Below are 20,485 nucleotides of genomic sequence, written 5' to 3'. Positions count from 1 at the left end.
ATCCGGCATGAGCACGCACGCCCGACCGCTGGCCGAATGGCTGTCCGCGGCGAGCGACGAGCAGCTCAGCACCCTCTTCACGGCACGGCGCGTGCGCCCGGACGTCAACTGGCAGGACTTCTTCGACGCCGCCGAAGCGCTTCTCGATCCCGCGTCGCTCGCTCGGGTCCTCCCCACCCTGACGCGCGACGAGGCCGCAGCCCTTCTCGCGTTCGCAGCGAGTCCCGCGTCGGAACACTCCGCGCAGCGCGAGACCCTCGAAAGCCTCGCGCTGCTGCGCCCGGACGGGGCGCCCTTCCCGCCGGTGGTCACCGCCGTCGCAGATCGTGCGGAGCCGAGTGCGCCCAGCGACACCGTGCCGGAACCCACGACCGACACCGAGACGGCCCACGCTGCCGAGCGCGCCTTCACCACCGTCTCGGCCCTGGCCGATCTGCTCCTGCTCGCCCGCGAGAAGCCCTTCACCCTGCTGGCCGGCGGCAACGTCAGCGCCGGCGAGAAGCGACAGCTCGGCGAGTCGGGCGTCGTGGCCGAATCGATCGACGCGCTGATCGCCATCGCCGTCGACTCGCGCCTCGTCGCACCGGACGCCCGCAGACTGCGCACGACGCCACAGACCGAGGAATGGCTGCGATCGTCCGTGGCCGATCGGTGGAGCACCCTGGTCGAAGGCTTCCGCGACGCTCTCCCCCGCGGTCTGCGCACCACGGAGGGCGGGTGGATACCCCCGAGCGACTGGGCCGACGCTCACCCCTGGGACCCTGCCTGGGCAGAGCAGAGCACGGCTCTGCTGGAGCGCGCCCGCCTGCTCGGGCTCATCGCCGATGAGGGCCGTGAGCCCGCATGGGCGGCGGCGATCCGGCGCGGCGCGAGCGTCGATGCCACTCCCCTCACGGCACTCCTCCCGAGCGAGGTCGATCGCATCTTCCTCCAGAACGATCTGAGCGCGATCTCCCCCGGCCCGCTGGCCCCCGGTCTGGACGTGCGGCTGCGCACGATCGCCGCGCGCGAGTCCGCCGCTCAGGCCTCCACCTATCGGTTCACTCCCGAATCGATCGCCCACGCACTCGTCGCCGGCGAGACGGAGCAGTCGATCCTCGAGTTCCTCGAGTCGCTCTCGCTCACCGGCATCCCCCAGCCGCTCCGGTATCTCGTCACCCAGACCGCCCAACGGCACGGCCTGGTGCGGGTGTCGACAGACGCCGAGACCGGGCGAACGCGCATCGAGAGCAGCGACCAGCATCTGATCGAGGCCATGTCCGTCGACCAGGGGCTGCGGCCGCTCGCCCTCACGAAGCACGTCGCCTCGCTCACGACCCGCGTCGGGCGCGACACCGTGTACTGGGCGCTCACGGATGCCCGCTACCCGGCGACGCTCGTCGACGAAGACGGACACGCGGTGGCCGGCGAACGGAACCCGGTCTCCGAGGCGACGCCCGACCCGGCGCCGGACTACTCGGGCCTCATCGCCGCGCTGCGCTCGCGCCAGGGTCCCGACGCCGACGCGGCCTGGCTCGACCGCGAGCTCGAGGCCGCCGTGCGCGCGAAGGCCGTGCTGCGGGTCAGCGTGGGCATGCCGGACGGATCGACCAGGGAGCTGATCCTCGAGGCGACCGGGCTGGGCGGAGGCCGGCTGCGCGGGCGCGACCGGGCAGCCGACGTCGAGCGCACGCTTCCGGTGTCGAGCATCCGCGCCGCCACCGTGATCGCACAGTAAACTGGACAGCTATGTCTGATGGCCCCCTGATCGTCCAGAGCGATCGCACCGTGCTGCTCGAAGTCGCCCACGCCGATGCCGAGAGCGCCCGCCACGAGCTGGCGATCTTCGCGGAGCTCGAACGCGCGCCGGAGCACATCCACACCTACCGGATCACGCGGCTCGGCCTGTGGAACGCCCGCGCCGCCGGGCACACCGCCGAGGACATGCTCGACACGCTGGACCGCTGGTCCCGGTTCCCCGTGCCTCCGTCGGTGGCCGTCGACCTGCGCGAGACCGTGAACCGCTATGGGCGCCTCGTCATCGAACGCGACGACGAGGGCACCCTGATCCTGCGTTCGACCGACCCCGCCGTGCTCGCACAGGTGGCGAACAACAAGCGCATCCAGCCGCTGCTGATCGGCCACCCGGCTCCCGACACGTTCATCGTCGATGCCTGGGCGCGCGGTCAGATCAAGCAGGAGCTCCTGAAGATCGGCTGGCCTGCAGAAGACCTCGCCGGCTACACCCCCGGCACCCCGCACGAGATCGAACTGGCAGAGGACGGATGGGCGATCCGCCCCTACCAGCAGGATGCCGTCGACGCCTTCTCGAAGGACGGCTCGGGCGTCGTCGTCCTCCCCTGCGGCGCCGGCAAGACGATCGTCGGCGCCGGCGCGATGGCCGCGACGAAGACCACGACCCTCATCCTCGTCACCAACACGGTCTCGGCTCGGCAGTGGCGCGACGAACTGCTCAAGCGCACGAGCCTCACGCCCGAGGAGATCGGCGAGTACTCGGGGCAGGCCAAAGAGGTCAAGCCGGTGACGATCGCGACCTACCAGATCCTCACGGCCAAGAGGAAGGGCGAGTACGCCCACCTCGCCCTGCTGGATGCTCTCGACTGGGGCCTCATCGTCTACGACGAGGTTCACCTGCTCCCCGCACCGGTGTTCAAGCTGACCGCCGACCTCCAGGCGCGTCGCCGGATCGGCCTCACCGCCACGCTGGTCCGCGAGGACGGACGCGAGGGAGACGTGTTCAGCCTGATCGGGCCCAAGCGGTTCGACGCCCCGTGGAAGCAGATCGAGGCGCAGGGTTTCATCTCCCCCGCCGTCTGCTACGAAGTTCGGGTCGACCTCCCGCCGGACGACCGGCTCGAATACGCCGCCGCGACCGACGACGAGCGCTACCGCCTCGCCGCCTCCGCCCCGGCGAAGATCGACGCCGTGCGCGAGCTCATCGCGAAGCACAAGGACGAGCGGATCCTCGTGATCGGTCAGTACCTCGACCAGCTGGACTCCCTGTCGCAGTCGTTGAACGCGCCGCAGATCACCGGCGCGACGCCCATCGACGAGCGTGAGGAGCTCTACCGCGCGTTCCGCGAGGGCGAGATCTCGCTGCTCGTGGTGTCGAAGGTCGCGAACTTCTCGATCGACCTCCCCGAGGCGTCCGTCGCCATTCAGGTGTCGGGTTCGTTCGGTTCCCGCCAGGAGGAGGCTCAGCGCCTCGGCAGGCTCCTGCGCCCCAAGCAGTCGGGCCGCACGGCGAGCTTCTACACGCTCGTCGCACGCGACACGATCGACCAGGACTACGCCCAGAATCGCCAGCGGTTCCTCGCCGAACAGGGATACAGCTACACGATCATGGATGCCGACGCGATCGCGGCCTGACCGTCTTCACTCCCTCGGAACAGCGCCGCTACGCGGAGGGCGAAAGCGCCGCTCCGAAGGATAGTCAGCATCCGCATGGCCGAAGTCACCATAATGGGGACATGACTGATGCGCGCATCCTGGTCGTCGACGACGAACCCAACATCCGCGACCTGCTCTCGACGGGTCTCAGCTTCGCCGGGTTCCAGGTGAAGACCGTCGCCAACGGCGCCGCCACGATCTCGGCGGTGCTCGAGGAGGAGCCGGACCTCATCATCCTCGACGTGATGCTTCCGGACATGAACGGCTTCAGCGTGACCAAGCGTCTTCGCGGCGCCGGTTTCACTGCGCCGATCCTGTTCCTCACGGCGAAGGACGGCACGGACGACAAGATCGAGGGGCTCAACGCCGGCGGCGACGACTATGTCACCAAGCCGTTCAGCCTCGACGAGATCGTCGCCCGCGCTCAGGCCATCCTGCGCCGCACGATGCAGGCCGACGAGGAGTCGATCATCCGGGCCGGCGAGCTGTCGATGGATCAGGACACCCACGACGTGCAGGTGGGCAAGGAGTCGATCGAGCTGAGCCCGACCGAGTTCAAGCTGCTGCGCTATCTGATGCTGAACCCGAATCGCGTGCTGTCGAAGGCCCAGATCCTCGACCACGTGTGGGAGTACGACTTCAACGGCGATGCCGGCATCGTCGAGAGCTACATCTCGTACCTCCGCCGCAAGATCGACCCGCACACCGAGGAGTCGGTGATCCAGACGAAGCGCGGCTTCGGATACATGCTCAAGGTCGGCAAGTAGTCCGGCACACCGCCGCACGCTGACGCCGCACAGCATCCGTCTCCAGGGAGGTCCGCATGGCGCACAAGCCTGACGCGATCACCCGGTGGTGGCGGTCGATCAGCCTGCGCGCCAAGGTGACGGGCGTCACGGTCGCGGTGCTCGCGCTGGGTCTTCTCGCTGCGGGCATCGGCACCGTGCCGATCCTGCGCAACTCCCTCATCAGCAACATCGATGCGCAGCTTCCGGCCCTGGTGTCGGCGGATCTCGCGAGCCGCTACTTCGAGGTGACGGTCGAGGACGGCGAGACCGTCTACACCCCCACCGACTCGCCGCGAGACTTCTTCGTCGCGATCTACGACGCCGAGGGCGTGCTGCAGACGACCACCGGGAACTCCGCCAACGGACAGCCGCTCTTCCCCGCGACCTATTCGCCTCTCGACGTGCAGGCGAACGAGGACACGCCGTTCACGATGGAGGGGACCGAAGGGTCGAGCTTCCGCGCCGCTGTCGCGCGGGTGCCCGGAGAGGGCGACGGATCGCTGCGTATCCAGATCGTCGCGATGCCGCTCGAGTACGCGGATCGCATCATCAGCCAGTACTTCGGCATCTACATCACGGTCGCGTTCGTCACGATCTTCCTGGCCGCTCTGCTGACCCGCGGTCTGGTGACGCTGACATTCCGTCGGCTCGGGCAGGTCGAGTCGACCGCCATGTCGATCGCCGCCGGCGATTTCACCCAGCGTCTCACCGATCTCGAGCCCACGACCGAGGTCGGCCGCCTGAACAGCGCGATCAACACGATGCTCGACCGCGTCGACGCGTCGCTCGCGCAGCGAGATCGCACCGTGCAGCACATGCGGCGCTTCATCGGAGATGCCAGCCACGAGCTGCGCACTCCCCTGGTGAGCGTGCGTGGATACGCCGAGCTCTACCGCATGGGCGCGATCAAGGGCGAGGAAGACACCGCACGCGCGATGGAGCGGATCGAGAAGGAGGCGATCCGCATGGGCGTCCTGGTCGAGGACCTCCTCGCTCTTGCGCGCCTCGACGAGGAGCGGGAGCCCGAGATCGAAGCCCTCGATCTTCGACCGATCGCGCGGGACGCCGCTCTCGACCTGCGCGCGGCGGCTCCGGCGCGCACCGTGACCGTGGTCGATCGCACCGTCGAGGCTCCGCTGATCGATGTCACCACGCGCTCCACACCCGTCGTTCCCTCCGCTCCGGAGACGCCAGCACCCCGTGGGCTCTCACGCGGAACGCTCGCGCGCCTGCGCCGTCGCCCCCGGAACTCCGGTGCAGCCGTGCCGGCGATCGACTTCACCGAAGCGGCGGACATCCCCGTGCGCACGCCGCCGATCGTGCTCGGCGAGGAGAACAAGGTCCGCCAGGTCGTCACGAACCTGCTGGGCAATGCGCGACGCTTCTCGGCGGAGGAGAGTCCGATCGAGATCGTGGTCGACGCAGATCGTGTGCGAGGCACGGGGAGCATCGCGATCGTCGATCACGGTGAGGGGATCCCGCCGCAGATCCGCGAGCAGATCTTCGAGCGCTTCTGGCGCGCCGACACCTCGCGCGCTCGCGAGACGGGAGGGTCGGGCCTGGGTCTCGCGATCGTCTCGTCCATCGTGAAGGCGCTGCACGGAAGCGTCGCGGTGTCGGAGACGCCCGGCGGCGGAGCGACGTTCACCGTCACCCTCCCCCTCGCACCTTCACGCGCGACACCTGCGCATCTTCTCGAGGACACCCAGCCGATCGAGCCGCTCGACATCTGACGGCTCCTGCTGCACGGAGAATCCTCCGCGCAGGTTCTCCACAGCGGCTGCGGGCGATCGCGCCGCACCGGCATCCGGCAGTCGCCCCTCCCCTACCGTCGGAGAACCGAACGAGAGGAGTTCCCATGTCCGTCATCACCGTCGACACCGAAGCAGTAGGTGCCGCCCAAGGAGCCGCATTGGCCACGATGGAGCGTCTGCAGACCGAGTCTGCGACGCTCATGTCCCAGCTGACGCAGCTGCAGGCATCGTGGGTCGGCACCGCCTCAGCCGCGTTCCAGTCATGCGCTGAAGAGTGGCGAGGAGCCCAGCTGCACGTCGAGCAGGTGCTCGAGTCCATCGGGCACTCGCTGGGCAGTGCGGCGACGCAGTACGCGGATGCCGATCAGTACTCGGCGAGCCTGTTCCGCTGACTCGCCGGTTCGACCGCCCGCGAACGCAGAAACGCCCCGACCGAGGTCGGGGCGTTTCTGTTCAGCAGTGATGGATCAGAAGTCCATGCCACCAGACGGGTCACCCATCGGGGCCGGAGCCTTCTCGGGCTTGTCAGCCACGACGACCTCGGTGGTGAGGAAGAGAGCCGCGATCGATGCTGCGTTCTGCAGCGCCGAGCGGGTCACCTTCGCCGGGTCGATGATGCCCGCTGCGAACATGTCGACGTACTCACCGGTAGCCGCGTTGAGGCCCTGACCCGAGGGAAGCTCGGAGACCTTGTTCGCGACCACACCCGGCTCGAGGCCGGCGTTGAGGGCGATCTGCTTCAGCGGAGCCTCGATCGCGACACGAACGATGTTCGCACCGGTCGCCTCGTCGCCCGAGAGCGAGAGAGCGTCGAGAGCCTTGGTGCCGGACTGGATCAGCGCGACGCCACCACCGGGGACGATGCCCTCCTCGACGGCTGCCTTCGCGTTGCGGACGGCGTCCTCGATGCGGTGCTTGCGCTCCTTGAGCTCGACCTCGGTTGCCGCGCCCGCCTTGATGACGGCGACGCCACCTGCAAGCTTGGCGAGGCGCTCCTGCAGCTTCTCGCGGTCGTAGTCGCTGTCGGTGTTCTCGATCTCGCGACGGATCTGCGTGACGCGACCCTCGATCTGGTCTGCCTCTCCGGCACCCTCGACGATCGTGGTCTCGTCCTTGGTGACGATGACCTTGCGAGCGCGACCCAGCAGGTCGAGCGTGGCGTTCTCGAGCTTCAGGCCGACCTCTTCGGTGATGACCTGACCACCGGTGAGGATCGCGATGTCCTGCAGCTGCGCCTTGCGGCGGTCGCCGAAGCCGGGTGCCTTGACGGCGACCGACTTGAAGATGCCCTTGAGCTTGTTGAGCACGAGAGTCGCGAGAGCCTCGCCCTCGACGTCCTCGGCGATGATGACGAGCTCCTTGCCGTCCTGGATCACCTTGTCGACGATGGGCAGAAGGTCCTTGATGTTCGAGATCTTCTGATTCGCGATGAGGATGTAGGCGTCTTCGAAGACAGCCTCCTGGCGCTCCGGGTCCGTCACGAAGTACGGGTTCAGGTAGCCCTTGTCGAAGCGCATGCCCTCGGTGAGCTCGAGCTCGGTGCCGAAGGTCTGCGACTCCTCGACGGTGACGACGCCCTCCTTGCCGACCTTGTCGATCGCCTCGGCGATGAGCTCGCCGATGGCGGGGTCAGCAGCCGAGATCGAAGCGGTCGCAGCGATCTGCTCCTTGGAGTCGATCTCCTTCGCGCTGGCGAGGAGCTCCTCGGTGATGGCCGCGACGGCCTTCTCGATGCCGCGCTTCAGCGAGATCGGGTCTGCGCCGGCTGCGACGTTGCGCAGACCCTCGCGGACCAGAGCCTGGGCGAGCACCGTGGCGGTGGTGGTTCCGTCACCGGCGACGTCGTCGGTCTTCTTGGCGACCTCCTTGACGAGCTCCGCACCGATCTTCTCGTACGGGTCGTCGAGCTCGATCTCCTTGGCGATGGAGACGCCGTCGTTCGTGATCGTGGGGGCGCCCCACTTCTTCTCCAGCACGACGTTGCGACCGCGCGGGCCGAGCGTCACCTTGACGGCGTCGGCGAGAATGTTGAGGCCGCGCTCGAGGCCGCGGCGGGCCTCCTCATCGAAAGCGATGATCTTTGCCATGAGTTTTGTCGTCCCTCCTGGACGTAGACGTTGGGTTTAGCACTCAGAGTGAGAGAGTGCTAACGCCATTCTGGCACTCGACCCCATCGAGTGCAAGCTGCGGGGAGGGACCGCGCGGCGCTCTACGGGGCAGGGGTGTCTGCGGGAGTCTCGGGAGCGGTGGTCGCGCGATCGAGTCCGATGACCACCGTGAGCTGCTTCGCGCCGGTGTCGTTCAGATCGGTGTAGAAATCGCTCTGCTCCACCTGCGCTCCGCCGATGAGGTTCGCGAGGCCGATGGCCGCGAGCTCGTCCTCGTCGGCGACGTAGTAGACCGTCGTCGTCGAGAAGTCCTGGCTCGCACTGTCGGTCGCGAACACGACGTCCGCTGCCCAGCCGTTGTTGATCAGGACGTCGCGCATCTGCTCGTCGAGCCCCTCGTCCGGGGATGCGTTGAGGATCATCACCGAGTAGGTGACGTCGACGACTCCGGTCTCGACGGGTGCAGGACTGGCCGTGGGGACGGCCTCCGGGAAGAGGCTGATGCGCCCCATCACCACCAGCGAGCCGAAGATGCCGCCGATGATGAGAACCAGAGCGGCCACGAAAGACCAGAGGAGCACGACCCAGCCGTTCATCCCCGGGGCTTCGGCGCGATGCGCTCCGACGCGTCCGGATGATCGGGGGACGTCGTCGAATCGATCTCGGCTGGGCTTTGACACCCCTCGATGCTAACGGCACCGACCTCTGTATCCGCATCGAGCGCCGTCGGCGCGTGGCGGACGCGCGAGTCAGCCGACGAAACCGGGCGTGCGAGCGGCTCTCTGGAATGATCTCGAGTCGCGGATGCGCCGCAGCCGACGCACCAGCATCGGGTCGTACTCGAGGGCGGCCTCCGACTCGATCAGACGCCCGAGGAGCTGGTAGTAGCGCGCGGCGCTCATACCCAGCTGGGCGCGGATGGTCTCCTCCTTCGCGCCGCCGTGCCGCGGCCACGCGGTCTCCAGCGCGAGGATCGCACGATCGCGCTCGCTCAGCTCTCCCAGCATGAGATCAGATTAGGTCGCCGCCCCGCCGATTCCGGCACGCCACTCCCACCATCGCCCGAGTGGGTCGGCGGCTGCGCGCACCTGCCCGTCGAGCGCCACGACGAAACCGGGCCACTCCGCGGCGACGACGGGCGGATCCCAGGCGTCGAGGAGCGCGGGAGGGTCGATGGTCAGCCAGCGCGCGCCGAGTCCCCGGATGCGGTCGACGAGGGCTTCACGGGCCTCCCGGGGAATGTGCACCAGCACGCCGGGAGTCGTGACGACGAGGGCGGCGTCGCGGGGCGCCTCGGCGGCGAGCTCGTCGATCTGCTCGAGCGCGTCGCCTGCGACGAGGTGGGGAGGGGCGGATGCCGCGATGTCGAGCGCCGCCGACACCCGTTGCTCGCGCCCCTCCTCCCCCGGCCACACCAGACCCAGCAGCCAGCGCCGGTCACGCTCGTCTCGCGCGTCGAGCGGCGCGAGGTCGATGCCGGCTCGCCACACCACATCGGGCATCCGCATCGGCGGAAGGGCTCCGTCGACACGGCTCTCGAGGATCACGGTGGAGGGGCCGTCCGCGGGGTCGAGCGACGCGCGCAGCCGCCCGTCCGCGCCCACGAAGCGATACGAGTACCTGTCCGGATAGAGGCACAGTCCTGCGGAGGCTCCGACCTCGAGCAGCGCGATCGGGCCGTCGATCTCCGACAGCGCTGGCAGAAGCGGCGCGAGACGCAGAGGTTCGTTCGTCTGCAGGCGCCGGCCGCTGCACTCGGCCACGATCTCATCGGCGCGCGCGATCACGAACGACCGCCAGGCGCCGTAGCCGACGAGGCCGGCGCCCAGCATCCGTGTCACCGCGAACACGAGCGGGGGCTGCCGTCTGTTCTCCGGAATCCGCGCGAGCACGCCCTGTACCTCGGAGTCGGCGGCGACACCGTCGGCCCACTCGACATACAGGTCGCTGCGCCCCGGCGCCTCCTGCTCGGCGAAACGCGCGTAGCGCTGCTGCACGGCATCCGTCATGAATCCATTGTCTCGTGGCGCCGAGCGCCTCTGAACGCGAGAGAATGGATCAGACCCCCAGGAGGACCGATGTCGTACAGCGTGGACAAGACCGAAGAAGAGTGGCGCGAGGAGCTCGGCGAGGAGCAGTACGCCGTGCTGCGCGAAGCCGCCACCGAGCGCGCCTGGACGGGCGAGCTTCTCGACGAGGGCCGAGCGGGCCTCTACACCTGCGGCGCCTGCGGTGCCGAGCTGTTCAAGAGCGGCACGAAGTTCGACTCCGGATGCGGCTGGCCGAGCTTCTACGAGTCGATCCGCCCTGACGCGGTGCAGCTCATCGAGGACACGACGCTCGGCATGGTGCGCACCGAGGTGCGCTGCGCGAGCTGCGGCTCTCACCTGGGTCACGTCTTCCCCGACGGATTCGGCACGCCCACCGGCGACCGCTACTGCATGAACTCGATCGCCCTGAACTTCACACCCGAAGAGTCGTGAACGCCCTCGAGGCGGTCCGGGCACGGCAGTCCTGGTCGAAGGTCACCGACGACGCGCCGTCGCGCGATGAGCTGCTGACGCTCGTCGCCGCAGCGGGTCGTGTGGCCGATCATTCGTCGCTGCGCCCGTGGCGTCTCATCGAGCTCCGCGGGTCCGACCGCGAGGTGCTCGGCGCGGCGATCGCGAAGGCGGAGGGTGACAAGTCCCCGTCGACCAAGCCTCTTCGCGCTCCGCTGCTGATCGCCGTGGTCGCCAGCTATCGCAAGAGCGACAAGGTTCCCCGGTGGGAGCAGGAGGCGGTCGCGTCAGGCGTCGCCCATATGCTCAGCCTGCTGCTCGACGAGGCCGGCTGGGGCGTGCTGTGGCGCACCGGTCGGTACACGCGCTCGAAGGCCATCGCGAAGGCTCACGGCATCGGCAAGAACGAAGAGCTGCTCGGCTGGCTGTATGTCGGCGGCAAGCCGCAGGGCAAGAAGCCGGGCCGCCGCAAGCCGGTCGACGCCCGGGCACTCGTGACGCGGATGCCGCAGCCGAAGAAGAAGTAGGGCGCTCAGCTGCGTCGACGCCGCGGGAGTGCGACGACCACGGATGCCACGGCGACGATCACCATGCCGACGATCTGCCAGAGCGCCGGCCCCGCGGCCGCGGGCCAGATGAGGTCGATGATCACCGACGTGGCGAGCTGACCGAGCACCGAGCCGAGGCCCATCAGCAGCACGCCGGTATGCGCGACGATGAAGGCGCCGAGCAGGATGTACGCCGCGCCGAGGAATCCTCCGAGGTACAGCCACGGCTCGGTCGGCAGCGCATCGGGCACTCCTCGCACGGCGATGCTGATGCCCGCTGCGGCCAGCAGCGCGACGGTGCCGGCGATGAAGCTCATGAAGGTGGCCGCGAGGGGCGACCTCACGCGCTGAGCCAGCCTGCCGTTGGTCGCCGCCTGCCAGGCGATGCCGACACCCGCGGCGAACGGCAGCAGCAGCATCCAGAGCGGTGCCGTGGCCAGCACGTCCCCGCTCAGGGAGATGCCCACTGCGGCGAGCGCGAACGCGCCGCCCAGCACGCGTCCCGGCGTGATCGCGACGACTCCCGCCGGGCCGAACCCGATCCTGTCGAGGACGAGGCCGTGCAGCGTCTGTCCCGCCACCACGCCGACCGTGAACAGCGAGACGCCGAGCACGCCGGCGGTGATCCCCTGGGTCGATACGGTGAGTGCGCCGCAGGCGCCGCCGAGCAGCATCCAGAACGGGATGGTCCGATCGCGGATGCCGCCGCGCAGTCGTCCGACGCCTCGACGAGCCGAGGGAAGGCAGACGATCACGATCGCCAGGGCTGCGAGTCCCACGGAGAACGAGATGAGACCGGCCGCGATGCCGTTGTCGATCTCGACGCCCAGCACCCCGTTGATCCGCGCCTGGACAGCCGTCATGACGCCGATCGCGACCGCTCCGCCGAGCGCGAGGGGCGGGGAGAGACGACGAACCTGGGTCACCCGTCGACCCTAGCCGAGCGAGGATCCTCCTCCCGCAGCGTGCACGATGTCCGTGGCCGGGCGTACCCTGACGGCATGTGCGCGAGCTACGGACTTGACCCCCGGTTCACCGACACCGAACTCCTCGCAGCGGCCGACGAGGCCGTGCTCGACGGGCTCCGGGAGTGGGCTGAGCAGAATGCCCGCGAGACCGTTCGCCCCACCGGCAAGAACCTCCGCAATCTCAATCCGATCGTGGTCCAGCCCGACACCGCTCCGACGCTCGAGCCGGCGTGGTGGGGATTCCTCATCAACGGGGAGCCGTCGAAGTTCCCGTCGATCAACACCCGCTCCGAGCGGCTGCAGGAGCGCCCCGGCGGATTGAAGAGTCGCGCGCTCGTCCCTGCGACCAGCTGGTACGAGATGAAGAAGCCCGAGCGCGTGTGGCACGAGTTCCTCGTCGACGAGGGGGCCCTCTTCGGGATGGCCGCGGTCACCCAGAGAGGTCGCACCGCCGACGGCGAGTCCTTCACCTGCTACTCGATCGTGATGCGCCCGGCTCCTCCGCACCTCGCGGACGTGCACGACCGGATGCCGCTGCTGATCCCCGCGTCCCTGAGTGAGGAGTGGCTCACCGCCGAGCCCACGAAGGACATCATCGACGAGGCGCTGCTCGCCGCTGTGACGCTCGACGAGCGCGTGCACGCCGCGCCGCGCGCGAGCGACAAGGGCGCGGATCGGCTGTTCTGAGCTCATGGATTCGACGGATCTCGTCGCCACCGCGGCGGAGCGTGCAGAGGAGCTGCCGGGCGCGGCGCGGGAGAACCCGTTCGGTCCCGAGTGGGACGTGTACAAGGTGCGCGGACGCGTGTTCCTGCTGATCCCTCTCGACCAGACCGGGAGGGTCACGCTCAAGTCGCATCCCGACGACTCGGTCGCATTGCGCGAGACCTTCGCCGACATCGTCCCGGGGTACCACATGAACAAGAAGCACTGGATCACCCTGATGCCGGGGCCGTCACTCGACGAGGAACTCGTGTCCGAGCTGGTCACGGAGTCGTACCGTCTGGTGGTCGAGAAGCTCCCACGCGCCCAGCGGCCCGTGGATCCCGACCTGTTCGGGCGCCCCTCGTCCTGACGATTCCGCACCGGCCATCCACCGTGAGGATGACCCGCTGCCTCCGGGGAACGGTACCCAGGGAGGACGCGCGGGCTGCGGCGCCGTCGATAGCGTCGTAGACATGATCACAGCAGAAGGCCTCACGAAGAGATTCGGAGACAAGACAGCCGTCCAGGACGTGTCGTTCACGGTCAAGCCGGGCACGGTCACCGGGTTCCTCGGTCCGAACGGCGCGGGAAAATCCACCACGATGCGCATGATCGTCGGCCTCGACCGGCCGACGTCTGGCATCGCGACCGTCGCCGGCCGGGAGTACCGGAAGCTTCGCGCCCCGCTCACCGAGGTGGGGGTGCTTCTCGACGCGAAGGCGGTGCACACCGGCCGCACCGCTCGCAATCATCTGCGTGCGATGGCGGCGACCCACGGCATCCCCGCGTCGCGCGTCGACGAGGTCATCGACCTTGCGGGCATCGCGCCCGTCGCCCGCAAGCGCGCCGGGAAGTTCTCACTCGGCATGGGGCAGCGGCTCGGAATCGCCTCGGCCCTGCTCGGGGATCCGCACACGCTGATCCTCGATGAGCCTGTCAACGGCCTCGACCCCGAGGGGGTGCGATGGGTGCGACAGTTCGTGCGCCATGCGGCGTCCGAGGGGCGCACGGTCCTGCTGTCCAGCCACCTGATGAGCGAGATGGCGCAGACCGCCGATCACGTGATCGTGATGGGCCGGGGCAGAGTGCTCGCCGACGCTCCACTCGAAGAACTCGTCCGCGCCTGGACGACGAACACCGTGCGCGTCCGCACGCCCCGCGCAGCGGATCTGGCCACAGCGGTCGGCGGCCCGTCGGTCGAGATCGTGAGCTCGGCTCCCGATCTTCTCGACATCGTCGGCCTGCCGGCCTCCCGCATCGGCGACCTCGCCGCTCGACACGGCATCCCCCTGCACGAGCTCACCCCGACCACCGGGTCGCTCGAAGACGCCTATCTGGCGCTCACCGGCGACTCGGTCGAGTACCGCACGAAGGAGATCTCATGACCGTCCAGGCTCCTGCCCGCACGCGCCAGCACGTCGACACCGGACACCGCCTCACGTTCGTCCGCGCGATCCGCGGCGAGTGGATCAAGCTCTCCACGCTTCGCTCCACCTGGTGGTCCATCGGCATCGCCGCAGTGCTCACCGTCGGCATCGCGGTGCTCATCGCTCAGGCGATCGACCTGCCGGGCTTCGACCCCATTCAAGCCGTGGTCATGCCGATCCAGTTCACGATGCTGCTCGCGGGCATCCTCGGTGCGATCTCCGTGACGGGTGAGTACTCGACCGGAATGATCCGCTCGACGCTGGCAGCCAACCCGAAGCGCGGCTCCGTGCTCGCCGCCAAGGCCGTCGTGATCGCGGTCTTCCTGTTCGTGTCGTCTCTGGTGATCTTCTCAGCCGCAGCTGTCGCCGTCTCCGCGGTCGTCGCGTCGCGCGATCAGAGCATCGACTGGTCCGATCCGGCGGCATCGCTCCTTCCGATCGTCGTGTCGTCGCTTGCCATGTCCGTCTTCGCTCTCATCGGCGTCGCATTCGGCTTCATCCTGCGCTCGGGCGCCGGAGCCATCGCCGCGACCGTCGGCCTGCTGTTCGTCCTGCCGATCGTCGCGAGCTTCTTCACGATCGCCGGCGACGCGTGGACGTGGCTCCTCGAGACCGCGAACTACCTGCCGGTCGCCGCCGCTCAGAGTGCGATCCTTCCCGAGGGAGCCGCCCTCGAGGGCCCGGTCGCGTATCTCACGCTGGCCGGCTGGGTGGCCGCGGGCATGCTCGCCGCGTGGGGCGTGCTCCGCACCCGCGACGCATGACCGAGAGCCGACCGATGACCGATCCGCGTAGAGTCGGCCGGTGACCACCCCGATCAGCCGCAGCACCTCAGTCCGCGAGGACGAGGGGCTGCGGCTGCCGCGTCCCCCGGGCGTCCTGCGCCGTTTCTGGGCGCGGCATCCGGTGGTCGCCGACGTCGTCATCACGATCCTGTGCCTGCTCCTCTCGCTCGTTCCCGCTGGTGCGATCACCCGCGATCTTCCGATGCCTCTCGCCATCGGCGTGGCGATCCTGGTCCCCGCCGCCGTGGTCGGCACGTGCGCGACTCTGCTCTGGCGGCGCAGGCACCCGCTGGTGCCGTTCGTGGCATCTTTCGCACTCGAAGCCCTGTTCCTCTTCGCGCTTCAGCCGATCGGCGCTCCTGTCCTGCTGGTCAGCTGCTACTCGCTCGCCGTGTACCGCTCGTCGCGGGCGGCGTGGACCGGCTTCGGCATCGCGATCGCATCGCTCGCCGCGCTCGCCGGTGCGCTCACCCTCACCGGCGTCATCACTCTGCAGATCGCCGCGAACGCCGTCGTGATGTCGCTGGTCCTCGGACTCATCGGCACTTTGATCGGTGTGAATGTCGGAGGACGCAAACGCTACCTGGCTGCGGTGATCGACCGCTCCCGCCAGCTGCTCGTGGAACGCGATCAGCAGGCCCAGCTGGCCGCAGCAGGCGAACGCGCCCGCATCGCCCGCGAGATGCACGACATCGTCTCGCACTCGCTCACGGTGATCGTCGCCCTGTCCGAGGGCGCAGCCGCGACACCGGATCCCGTGCAGGCACGAACGGCGGCGTCCTCCGCCGCCGAGACGGCTCGCAGCGCGCTCACCGAGATGCGCGCGATGCTCGGAGTCCTCCGCGCCGATGATTCGCCACTCCCCCTGGCACCTCTCGAGCCGACGCCACCGCAGGAGACGGTCGCAGTGGCGCAGCGCGCCGGTTTTCCGGTGACGCTCTCCGTCACAGGCACCGCCTCGATCTCCACCGCTCTGTCGCATGCGCTCGGCCGCATCGTGCAGGAAGGCGTCACGAACGCCATGAGGCACGCGCCGATGGCGACGTCGATCGAGGTCAGACTGATCTACGCCTCGGATTCGGTGATCGTCGAGATCGTCAACGACGGCGTCTCCGGCCCTGTCGGCACGACCGGGTTCGGCCTGCGCGGGCTCGTGGAACGTGCCGCGCACTCGGGCGGCACGATCACCTCTGAACCCGTCGAACGCGGTCGGTGGATGCTGCGCGCCGAGCTGCCTGTGTCGCCCGCCGATCCTGCTGACCTCGAACCGAAGGATGCACCATGACCGAGCCGATCAGGCTTCTCCTCGTCGACGATCAGGCTCTCATCCGCGTCGGCTTCCGGATGGTGCTCGACGCCGAGGCCGACATGGTCGTGGTCGGCGAGGCCGCGGACGGGCATGACGCGATCGTCCAGGCGTCCGGACTCCGTCCCGACCTCGTGCTGATGGACATCCGGATGCCGGGGCTCGACGGGATCGCGGCGACCGCGGCCATCGTCCGCGAGAATCCCGACACCCGTGTTCTGGTGCTCACGACGTTCGATCTCGACGAGTACGCCTTCGGCGCGATCCGCGCCGGCGCGAGCGGATTCCTCCTGAAGGACGCGCAGAGGCACGAGATGATCTCGGCGATCCGAGCCATCCACCGCGGTGACGCGGCCCTCTCACCGCGGGTCACGCGGATGCTGCTGGAGCATGTGACCCCGACGCTCGGCGCGACACCTGCAGCGTCCGCCACTGTGACCGAGGACCTGACGGCAGACCTCACCGACCGCGAGCGCGACGTCTTCGTCGAGATCGCGCGCGGCCTCACGAACGCGGAGATCGCTCAGGCGCTGTTCGTCAGCGAATCCACCGTGAAGACGCATGTCGGCAGGATCCTGTCGAAGCTGGGATCCCGCGACCGCATCCACCTGGTCATCCTGGCTCACAGGATGGGTCTGGTCGACGGCGGCCTGTCCTCGGACTCTTAGCAAGGGCGGAGGACAGGCCGACAGCCTCAGGCCTTCGCCGGTGTCCACTCGGAGACGCGGTTCAGCGTCTCGATCTCGTCCTCGCGCAGTTCCAATCGCGCTCCGGCGAGAAGGTCAGGAACCTGCTCGACCGTCCGCGCACTCGCGATCGGGGCGGCGACCGTCGTCTGAGCACGCAGCCACGCCAACGAGGTCGCCGCGATCGAGGCGCCGTGGGCGTCGCCGATCTCCTCGAGAGCGTCGATGATGCGCAGCCCCGCCTCCGTCGCGTATTTGGCCGCACCGGAGGCGCGCGGCGAGGTCTGACCCTCGACGGCCGTCGAACGGTACTTGCCGGTGAGGAATCCGCTCGCGAGCGAGTAGTAGGGCACCAGGCTCAGACCGAACTCCTGCGCCACCGGGATGATCGTCTCCTCGACGTCGTTGCGGTGAACGAGGTTGTAGTGGGGCTGCACGGCGACGGGCGACGCCGATCCCGTGCGACGGGCGATCTCCACCCACTCACGGATGCGCTGCGCCGTGTAGTTCGACACCGCGACGTTGCGTACGAGGCCGTCTGAGACGAGCTCGCCGAATGCGGTGACCGTCTCCTCCAGCGGCACGGTCTCATCGTCGAAGTGCGCGTAGTAGAGATCGATGGCGTCGACGCCCAGTCGGGCGAGCGATGCCTCGGCGGCCCTGCGCACGTTCGACGCCGACAGCCCGGAGAACTCCGGGTGCTGGCTCACCTTGGTCGCCACGATGACGCCTTCGGGCTTGCGTGACGCGAGCCACTCACCGATGATCGTCTCGCTCTCGCCGCCCGAGTTGCCCGGCACCCACGAGCTGTACCCGTCTGCGGTGTCGATGAAATCGCCACCACCCGCCACGAAGGCGTCGAGCACGGCGAAGGAGGCATCACGGTCGGCTGTCCAGCCGAACACGTTGCCTCCGAGCGAGAGCGGGAAGACGTCTAGGTCACTGTTTCCGATACGAGTCATACCGGGGAGAACGTGTGCTCTGCTCGCACTATTTCCCGTGTGACGATCTGTGTCGTCGAGGGAGGCGCGGATGCGATCCGCTGGACGGTGCCGACTACAGGACTCGAACCTGCAACCCCCGTTTGAAGGATGCGGTGTCCATGCGTGTACTTTTCTGGACTCTCTGCGCGATTCCGCGTGGTCAGTACAACCATGTACAGGTTGGTACGCCTCGAAAACCATGACTAAACCATGGATACGACGAGCATCAGCGAGGGGTTACGCCGCGGTCCTGCGCGCCCGCGCAGCAGCGCGGATCGCCATCTGTTCACGGGCGCCGAGCGGTGATCGCGTCGGCTGCCATCCCCTCGGCCGAGCTGGCGGCACGCCTGAGCAGCACGAAGTATCTGATCGGGGTGATGCCGAGCTCGCGGCGGATGCGCTCGGCTCGGGTCGGCGTGTGGTGCGGGTTGGCGGCCTCGAAAGCGAGGATGTCAGCAGGCGTCACGGTTCCGATCATCCCTCCAACCACCGACGTCGGCACGGCGACGTAGACTCATCATCTCGGCCGGAGGAAGGACACCCGGCCATGCCTCGAAGGCTCTCCCCCGACGTGATGCTCAGCATCGAACTCGACGCCATCTGCTCACCCAACAGGTACACCAGCGACCCGGGCCCTGTGATCGCCGAGCTCTACGCGACTGCCGGCGACCGGCTCGATATCCTCACCGAGTCCGTCGGCCTCTGGGTCGGGTTCTTCGAAGAGGCCCACATCATCACCCTGTGCACCGCACTGCGCGAGCTGCCCGGACTCGAGCCGTGGATCGCGATCGGCGCGAACCGCCGCGCGCAGCCCGACCACCGGACGCCGACCGCGCACGCAGGTGCGTCGTGGCCAGAACGCGGCAGGTGACCCGTTCGCTACAGTTGGCCTAATGAGGGGATACGCGGAACGCTTCGACTTCGGCAAGCAGACCATCAGGGGCTGGGTGTACGACGAAGAGGCGGAAGACAACCGGGATGTGCGCGTGGTCGCGACCTTCGACGGCGAGATCGTCGGGGAAACGAGACCGAGCGCAACTCGTAACGACCTGCAGAAGATCACGACCCAAGATGCGTGGTTCTCCCTCGAGTGCTCCCGTGCCTTCACCGCTCTCGATGTCGTATCCGGACGGTTCCAGGTCAAGGCTCTGAGTGATGGTCGAGAAGCAGCTCTGAGCCTCGGAGCCGACGGTCTAGCCACTCTGAAGAAGACCGCCGTCGAAGAACTGAATGGTGAGTCGTCGTCGTCGACGACCCTCTGGTCTTCGGAAGAGCGGAACGCGGTGAAGCACCAGGTCGAGGCGGGCAACCTGTCCCCCATGCTCATGCCGGCCGGGTTGCCGTCGATGGATGGGTCAGCGGTCATCGGTCTGCGCGGGCATCTCTTCCTCACCGAGGGCAGCAACTCCCTGCTGTCGCTGTACGCCGAGCCTGTCGACGATGCACTCATGTCGCGAGTTGACCGGTGGATGGATGTGCTCGCCCAGCGAGGAGAAGGCTGCGAGGCACGTGGGACGCGCTTCGTGCAGACCATCATCCCGGAGAAGCTGACCGTCCTGCGCGACGATGCCCCTGTCGACATTGAGGGTCCGAGCCCCGTGCTCCAAGAGATCGAGAGCAGGCTGCGCGACGCCGACTTCTACGTCAGCGGCCTGTCCCCCTTCGAGCAGTGGAGCGACGTCGACGATCCATTCCTGATGGCGGACACGCACTTCTCAGCCGTCGGCGCTCAGCGAATGTTCTCCGCCCTCGCCGCGCAAATCGACTCCCAGCTCGTGCCCATCGTCGACGCCGTTCGCATGTACCAGTTCCGGTATGCAGTCGGTGACCTCACCGGCCGTTTCAAGTTGCCTCTCTACTCACGGATCGTCGAACCGAGCGACGATGAACTTGCCGCCTACGCGGACGGCATCACGATGATCGAGAACCACTTCCCTGCCGATGGCGGAATGAGGGGCCGGCGTTTCAGGTGGACCAACAGCACCGCGCCGAGCCCGCTCAAGGTGCTCATCTTCGGCAACTCCTTCTTCGGAACCGGTGACTTCGCCGGATACCTCTCCTGGTGGGGAAAGCACCTCTTCAGCGAATTCCACTTCCACTGGGGGCCCGACTTCGACTGGGATCTAGTCGATCAGTTGAAGCCTGACGTAGTCGTGGGGCAGACGGTCGAGAGATTCCTCAACAGAGTCGCCGCGATCTAACGCACCACAACGACGAAAGACCCCCACCCGGCCCGAAGGCTAGGTGGGGGTCTTCTGTGTCCGTGCAGGGCTCAGCGAAGATCGCGGCGCAGAAGCGCGCGCGGAGTCGGCACGTTCGGCACGGTCACCGCGAGGCCGAACAGGCTCGACAGGTAGAGGTAGCCGGCGGTGATCGGGGTCGTGATCTCGGTGATGTCGAACGCGGCCGTCGCGCCGTCGACGACAACTGCCGTGCCGAGGATGATGCCAGCGGCGCCGAGGACGATGCCAGGGGCCTTGCGGACGGTGGGGTTCTGGACGACGACGTTCGGCGTCTGTGTGGGCGTGCTCATGGT

General features: G+C 68.1%; 23 protein-coding genes. 15 read left to right on the top strand and 8 right to left on the bottom strand.

The genetic code is table 11. From position 1 onward, the window contains the following. Positions 1–7: 7 nt before the first annotated feature. The 5 genes from ACZZZQ_RS13130 (at position 8) to ACZZZQ_RS13110 (ending at position 6,324) form a co-directional block, all read left to right on the top strand. A complete protein-coding gene (locus tag ACZZZQ_RS13130; RefSeq protein ID WP_372984228.1) occupies positions 8–1,717 on the top strand; it encodes a helicase-associated domain-containing protein in 1,710 nt (569 codons plus the stop codon). A gap of 11 nt (positions 1,718–1,728) precedes the next feature. Then, a complete protein-coding gene (locus ACZZZQ_RS13125) occupies positions 1,729–3,369 on the top strand; it encodes a DNA repair helicase XPB (RefSeq protein ID WP_187250556.1) in 1,641 nt (546 codons plus the stop codon). A 101-nt stretch (positions 3,370–3,470) separates the two neighbouring features. After that, positions 3,471–4,157: a response regulator transcription factor gene (locus ACZZZQ_RS13120; protein ID WP_053097249.1), complete on the top strand. Its 687-nt coding sequence runs from the start codon at positions 3,471–3,473 to the stop codon at positions 4,155–4,157. Between the two features lie 56 nt (positions 4,158–4,213). Beyond that, positions 4,214–5,911, top strand: coding sequence for a sensor histidine kinase (locus tag ACZZZQ_RS13115; RefSeq protein ID WP_072591604.1), 1,698 nt, complete (start codon positions 4,214–4,216; stop codon positions 5,909–5,911). 125 nt (positions 5,912–6,036) lie between these two features. After that, complete coding sequence (locus tag ACZZZQ_RS13110; protein WP_056279906.1) at positions 6,037–6,324, top strand: WXG100 family type VII secretion target; 288 nt, start codon at positions 6,037–6,039, stop codon at positions 6,322–6,324. A gap of 75 nt (positions 6,325–6,399) precedes the next feature. Here ACZZZQ_RS13110 and groL read toward each other — a convergent pair whose 3' ends face one another. The 4 genes from groL to ACZZZQ_RS13090 all read right to left on the bottom strand — a co-directional run bounded on the left by groL (position 6,400) and on the right by ACZZZQ_RS13090 (position 10,049). Then, a complete protein-coding gene (gene groL / locus ACZZZQ_RS13105) occupies positions 6,400–8,019 on the bottom strand; it encodes a chaperonin GroEL (protein WP_053097253.1) in 1,620 nt (539 codons plus the stop codon). A 122-nt stretch (positions 8,020–8,141) separates the two neighbouring features. Next, complete coding sequence (locus tag ACZZZQ_RS13100; protein WP_230100374.1) at positions 8,142–8,720, bottom strand: LytR C-terminal domain-containing protein; 579 nt, start codon at positions 8,718–8,720, stop codon at positions 8,142–8,144. Positions 8,721–8,789: 69 nt separating this feature from the next. Beyond that, the gene (locus ACZZZQ_RS13095; RefSeq protein ID WP_053097256.1) at positions 8,790–9,047 is read right to left on the bottom strand and encodes a DUF3263 domain-containing protein; all 258 of its coding nucleotides are present in this window, start codon (positions 9,045–9,047) and stop codon (positions 8,790–8,792) included. A gap of 9 nt (positions 9,048–9,056) precedes the next feature. Then, entirely contained in the window at positions 9,057–10,049 is a 993-nt protein-coding gene (locus tag ACZZZQ_RS13090; protein WP_053097259.1) for a DUF2332 domain-containing protein, read from the bottom strand. 69 nt (positions 10,050–10,118) lie between these two features. Here ACZZZQ_RS13090 and msrB point away from each other — a divergent pair, with 69 nt between their 5' ends. Next, on the top strand, positions 10,119–10,523 hold the full coding sequence (msrB, locus tag ACZZZQ_RS13085; RefSeq protein ID WP_285364169.1) for a peptide-methionine (R)-S-oxide reductase MsrB: 405 nt from the start codon (positions 10,119–10,121) through the stop codon (positions 10,521–10,523). After that, a complete protein-coding gene (locus tag ACZZZQ_RS13080) occupies positions 10,520–11,068 on the top strand; it encodes a nitroreductase family protein (protein WP_053097263.1) in 549 nt (182 codons plus the stop codon). The genes msrB and ACZZZQ_RS13080 overlap by 4 nt, the downstream gene beginning before the upstream one ends. A 5-nt stretch (positions 11,069–11,073) precedes the next feature. Here ACZZZQ_RS13080 and ACZZZQ_RS13075 read toward each other — a convergent pair whose 3' ends face one another. After that, positions 11,074–12,015, bottom strand: coding sequence for a DMT family transporter (locus tag ACZZZQ_RS13075; protein WP_056279900.1), 942 nt, complete (start codon positions 12,013–12,015; stop codon positions 11,074–11,076). Between the two features lie 75 nt (positions 12,016–12,090). Between ACZZZQ_RS13075 and ACZZZQ_RS13070 the strand changes: the two genes are divergently transcribed. The 6 genes from ACZZZQ_RS13070 to ACZZZQ_RS13045 all read left to right on the top strand — a co-directional run bounded on the left by ACZZZQ_RS13070 (position 12,091) and on the right by ACZZZQ_RS13045 (position 16,948). Next, positions 12,091–12,744 carry an SOS response-associated peptidase family protein gene (locus ACZZZQ_RS13070; protein ID WP_447647942.1) on the top strand — a complete coding sequence of 218 codons (654 nt, stop codon included), beginning with the start codon at positions 12,091–12,093 and terminating at the stop codon, positions 12,742–12,744. Between the two features lie 4 nt (positions 12,745–12,748). Then, complete coding sequence (locus ACZZZQ_RS13065) at positions 12,749–13,132, top strand: MmcQ/YjbR family DNA-binding protein (RefSeq protein ID WP_285364164.1); 384 nt, start codon at positions 12,749–12,751, stop codon at positions 13,130–13,132. 103 nt (positions 13,133–13,235) lie between these two features. Next, positions 13,236–14,147 carry an ABC transporter ATP-binding protein gene (locus ACZZZQ_RS13060; RefSeq protein WP_053097271.1) on the top strand — a complete coding sequence of 304 codons (912 nt, stop codon included), beginning with the start codon at positions 13,236–13,238 and terminating at the stop codon, positions 14,145–14,147. Then, complete coding sequence (locus tag ACZZZQ_RS13055) at positions 14,144–14,953, top strand: ABC transporter permease (protein WP_053097273.1); 810 nt, start codon at positions 14,144–14,146, stop codon at positions 14,951–14,953. Before ACZZZQ_RS13060 ends, ACZZZQ_RS13055 begins: the two co-directional genes overlap by 4 nt. 40 nt (positions 14,954–14,993) lie before the next feature. Beyond that, positions 14,994–16,259 carry a sensor histidine kinase gene (locus ACZZZQ_RS13050; protein ID WP_463507723.1) on the top strand — a complete coding sequence of 422 codons (1,266 nt, stop codon included), beginning with the start codon at positions 14,994–14,996 and terminating at the stop codon, positions 16,257–16,259. Continuing rightward, positions 16,256–16,948, top strand: a complete 693-nt coding sequence (locus ACZZZQ_RS13045) for a response regulator (protein ID WP_463507722.1) — start codon at positions 16,256–16,258, stop codon at positions 16,946–16,948. The genes ACZZZQ_RS13050 and ACZZZQ_RS13045 overlap by 4 nt, the downstream gene beginning before the upstream one ends. Positions 16,949–16,974: 26 nt before the next feature. Here ACZZZQ_RS13045 and ACZZZQ_RS13040 read toward each other — a convergent pair whose 3' ends face one another. Then, the gene (locus tag ACZZZQ_RS13040; protein ID WP_463507721.1) at positions 16,975–17,928 is read right to left on the bottom strand and encodes an aldo/keto reductase; all 954 of its coding nucleotides are present in this window, start codon (positions 17,926–17,928) and stop codon (positions 16,975–16,977) included. A 307-nt stretch (positions 17,929–18,235) separates the two neighbouring features. Next, entirely contained in the window at positions 18,236–18,427 is a 192-nt protein-coding gene (locus tag ACZZZQ_RS13035; RefSeq protein ID WP_463499701.1) for a DUF3263 domain-containing protein, read from the bottom strand. A 69-nt stretch (positions 18,428–18,496) separates the two neighbouring features. Here ACZZZQ_RS13035 and ACZZZQ_RS13030 point away from each other — a divergent pair, with 69 nt between their 5' ends. Further along, positions 18,497–18,820, top strand: a complete 324-nt coding sequence (locus ACZZZQ_RS13030) for a hypothetical protein (protein ID WP_053097283.1) — start codon at positions 18,497–18,499, stop codon at positions 18,818–18,820. Positions 18,821–18,842: 22 nt separating this feature from the next. Beyond that, positions 18,843–20,150, top strand: a complete 1,308-nt coding sequence (locus ACZZZQ_RS13025) for a hypothetical protein (RefSeq protein WP_463499699.1) — start codon at positions 18,843–18,845, stop codon at positions 20,148–20,150. 71 nt (positions 20,151–20,221) lie between these two features. Here ACZZZQ_RS13025 and ACZZZQ_RS13020 read toward each other — a convergent pair whose 3' ends face one another. Continuing rightward, the gene (locus ACZZZQ_RS13020; protein WP_463507720.1) at positions 20,222–20,482 is read right to left on the bottom strand and encodes a hypothetical protein; all 261 of its coding nucleotides are present in this window, start codon (positions 20,480–20,482) and stop codon (positions 20,222–20,224) included. Positions 20,483–20,485: the final 3 nt, after the last annotated feature.

The organism is Microbacterium sp. AC132, assembly GCF_979258525.1.
Note: the sequence above shows the minus strand (reverse complement) of the source record. Positions and strands in the feature narration are given on the sequence as shown.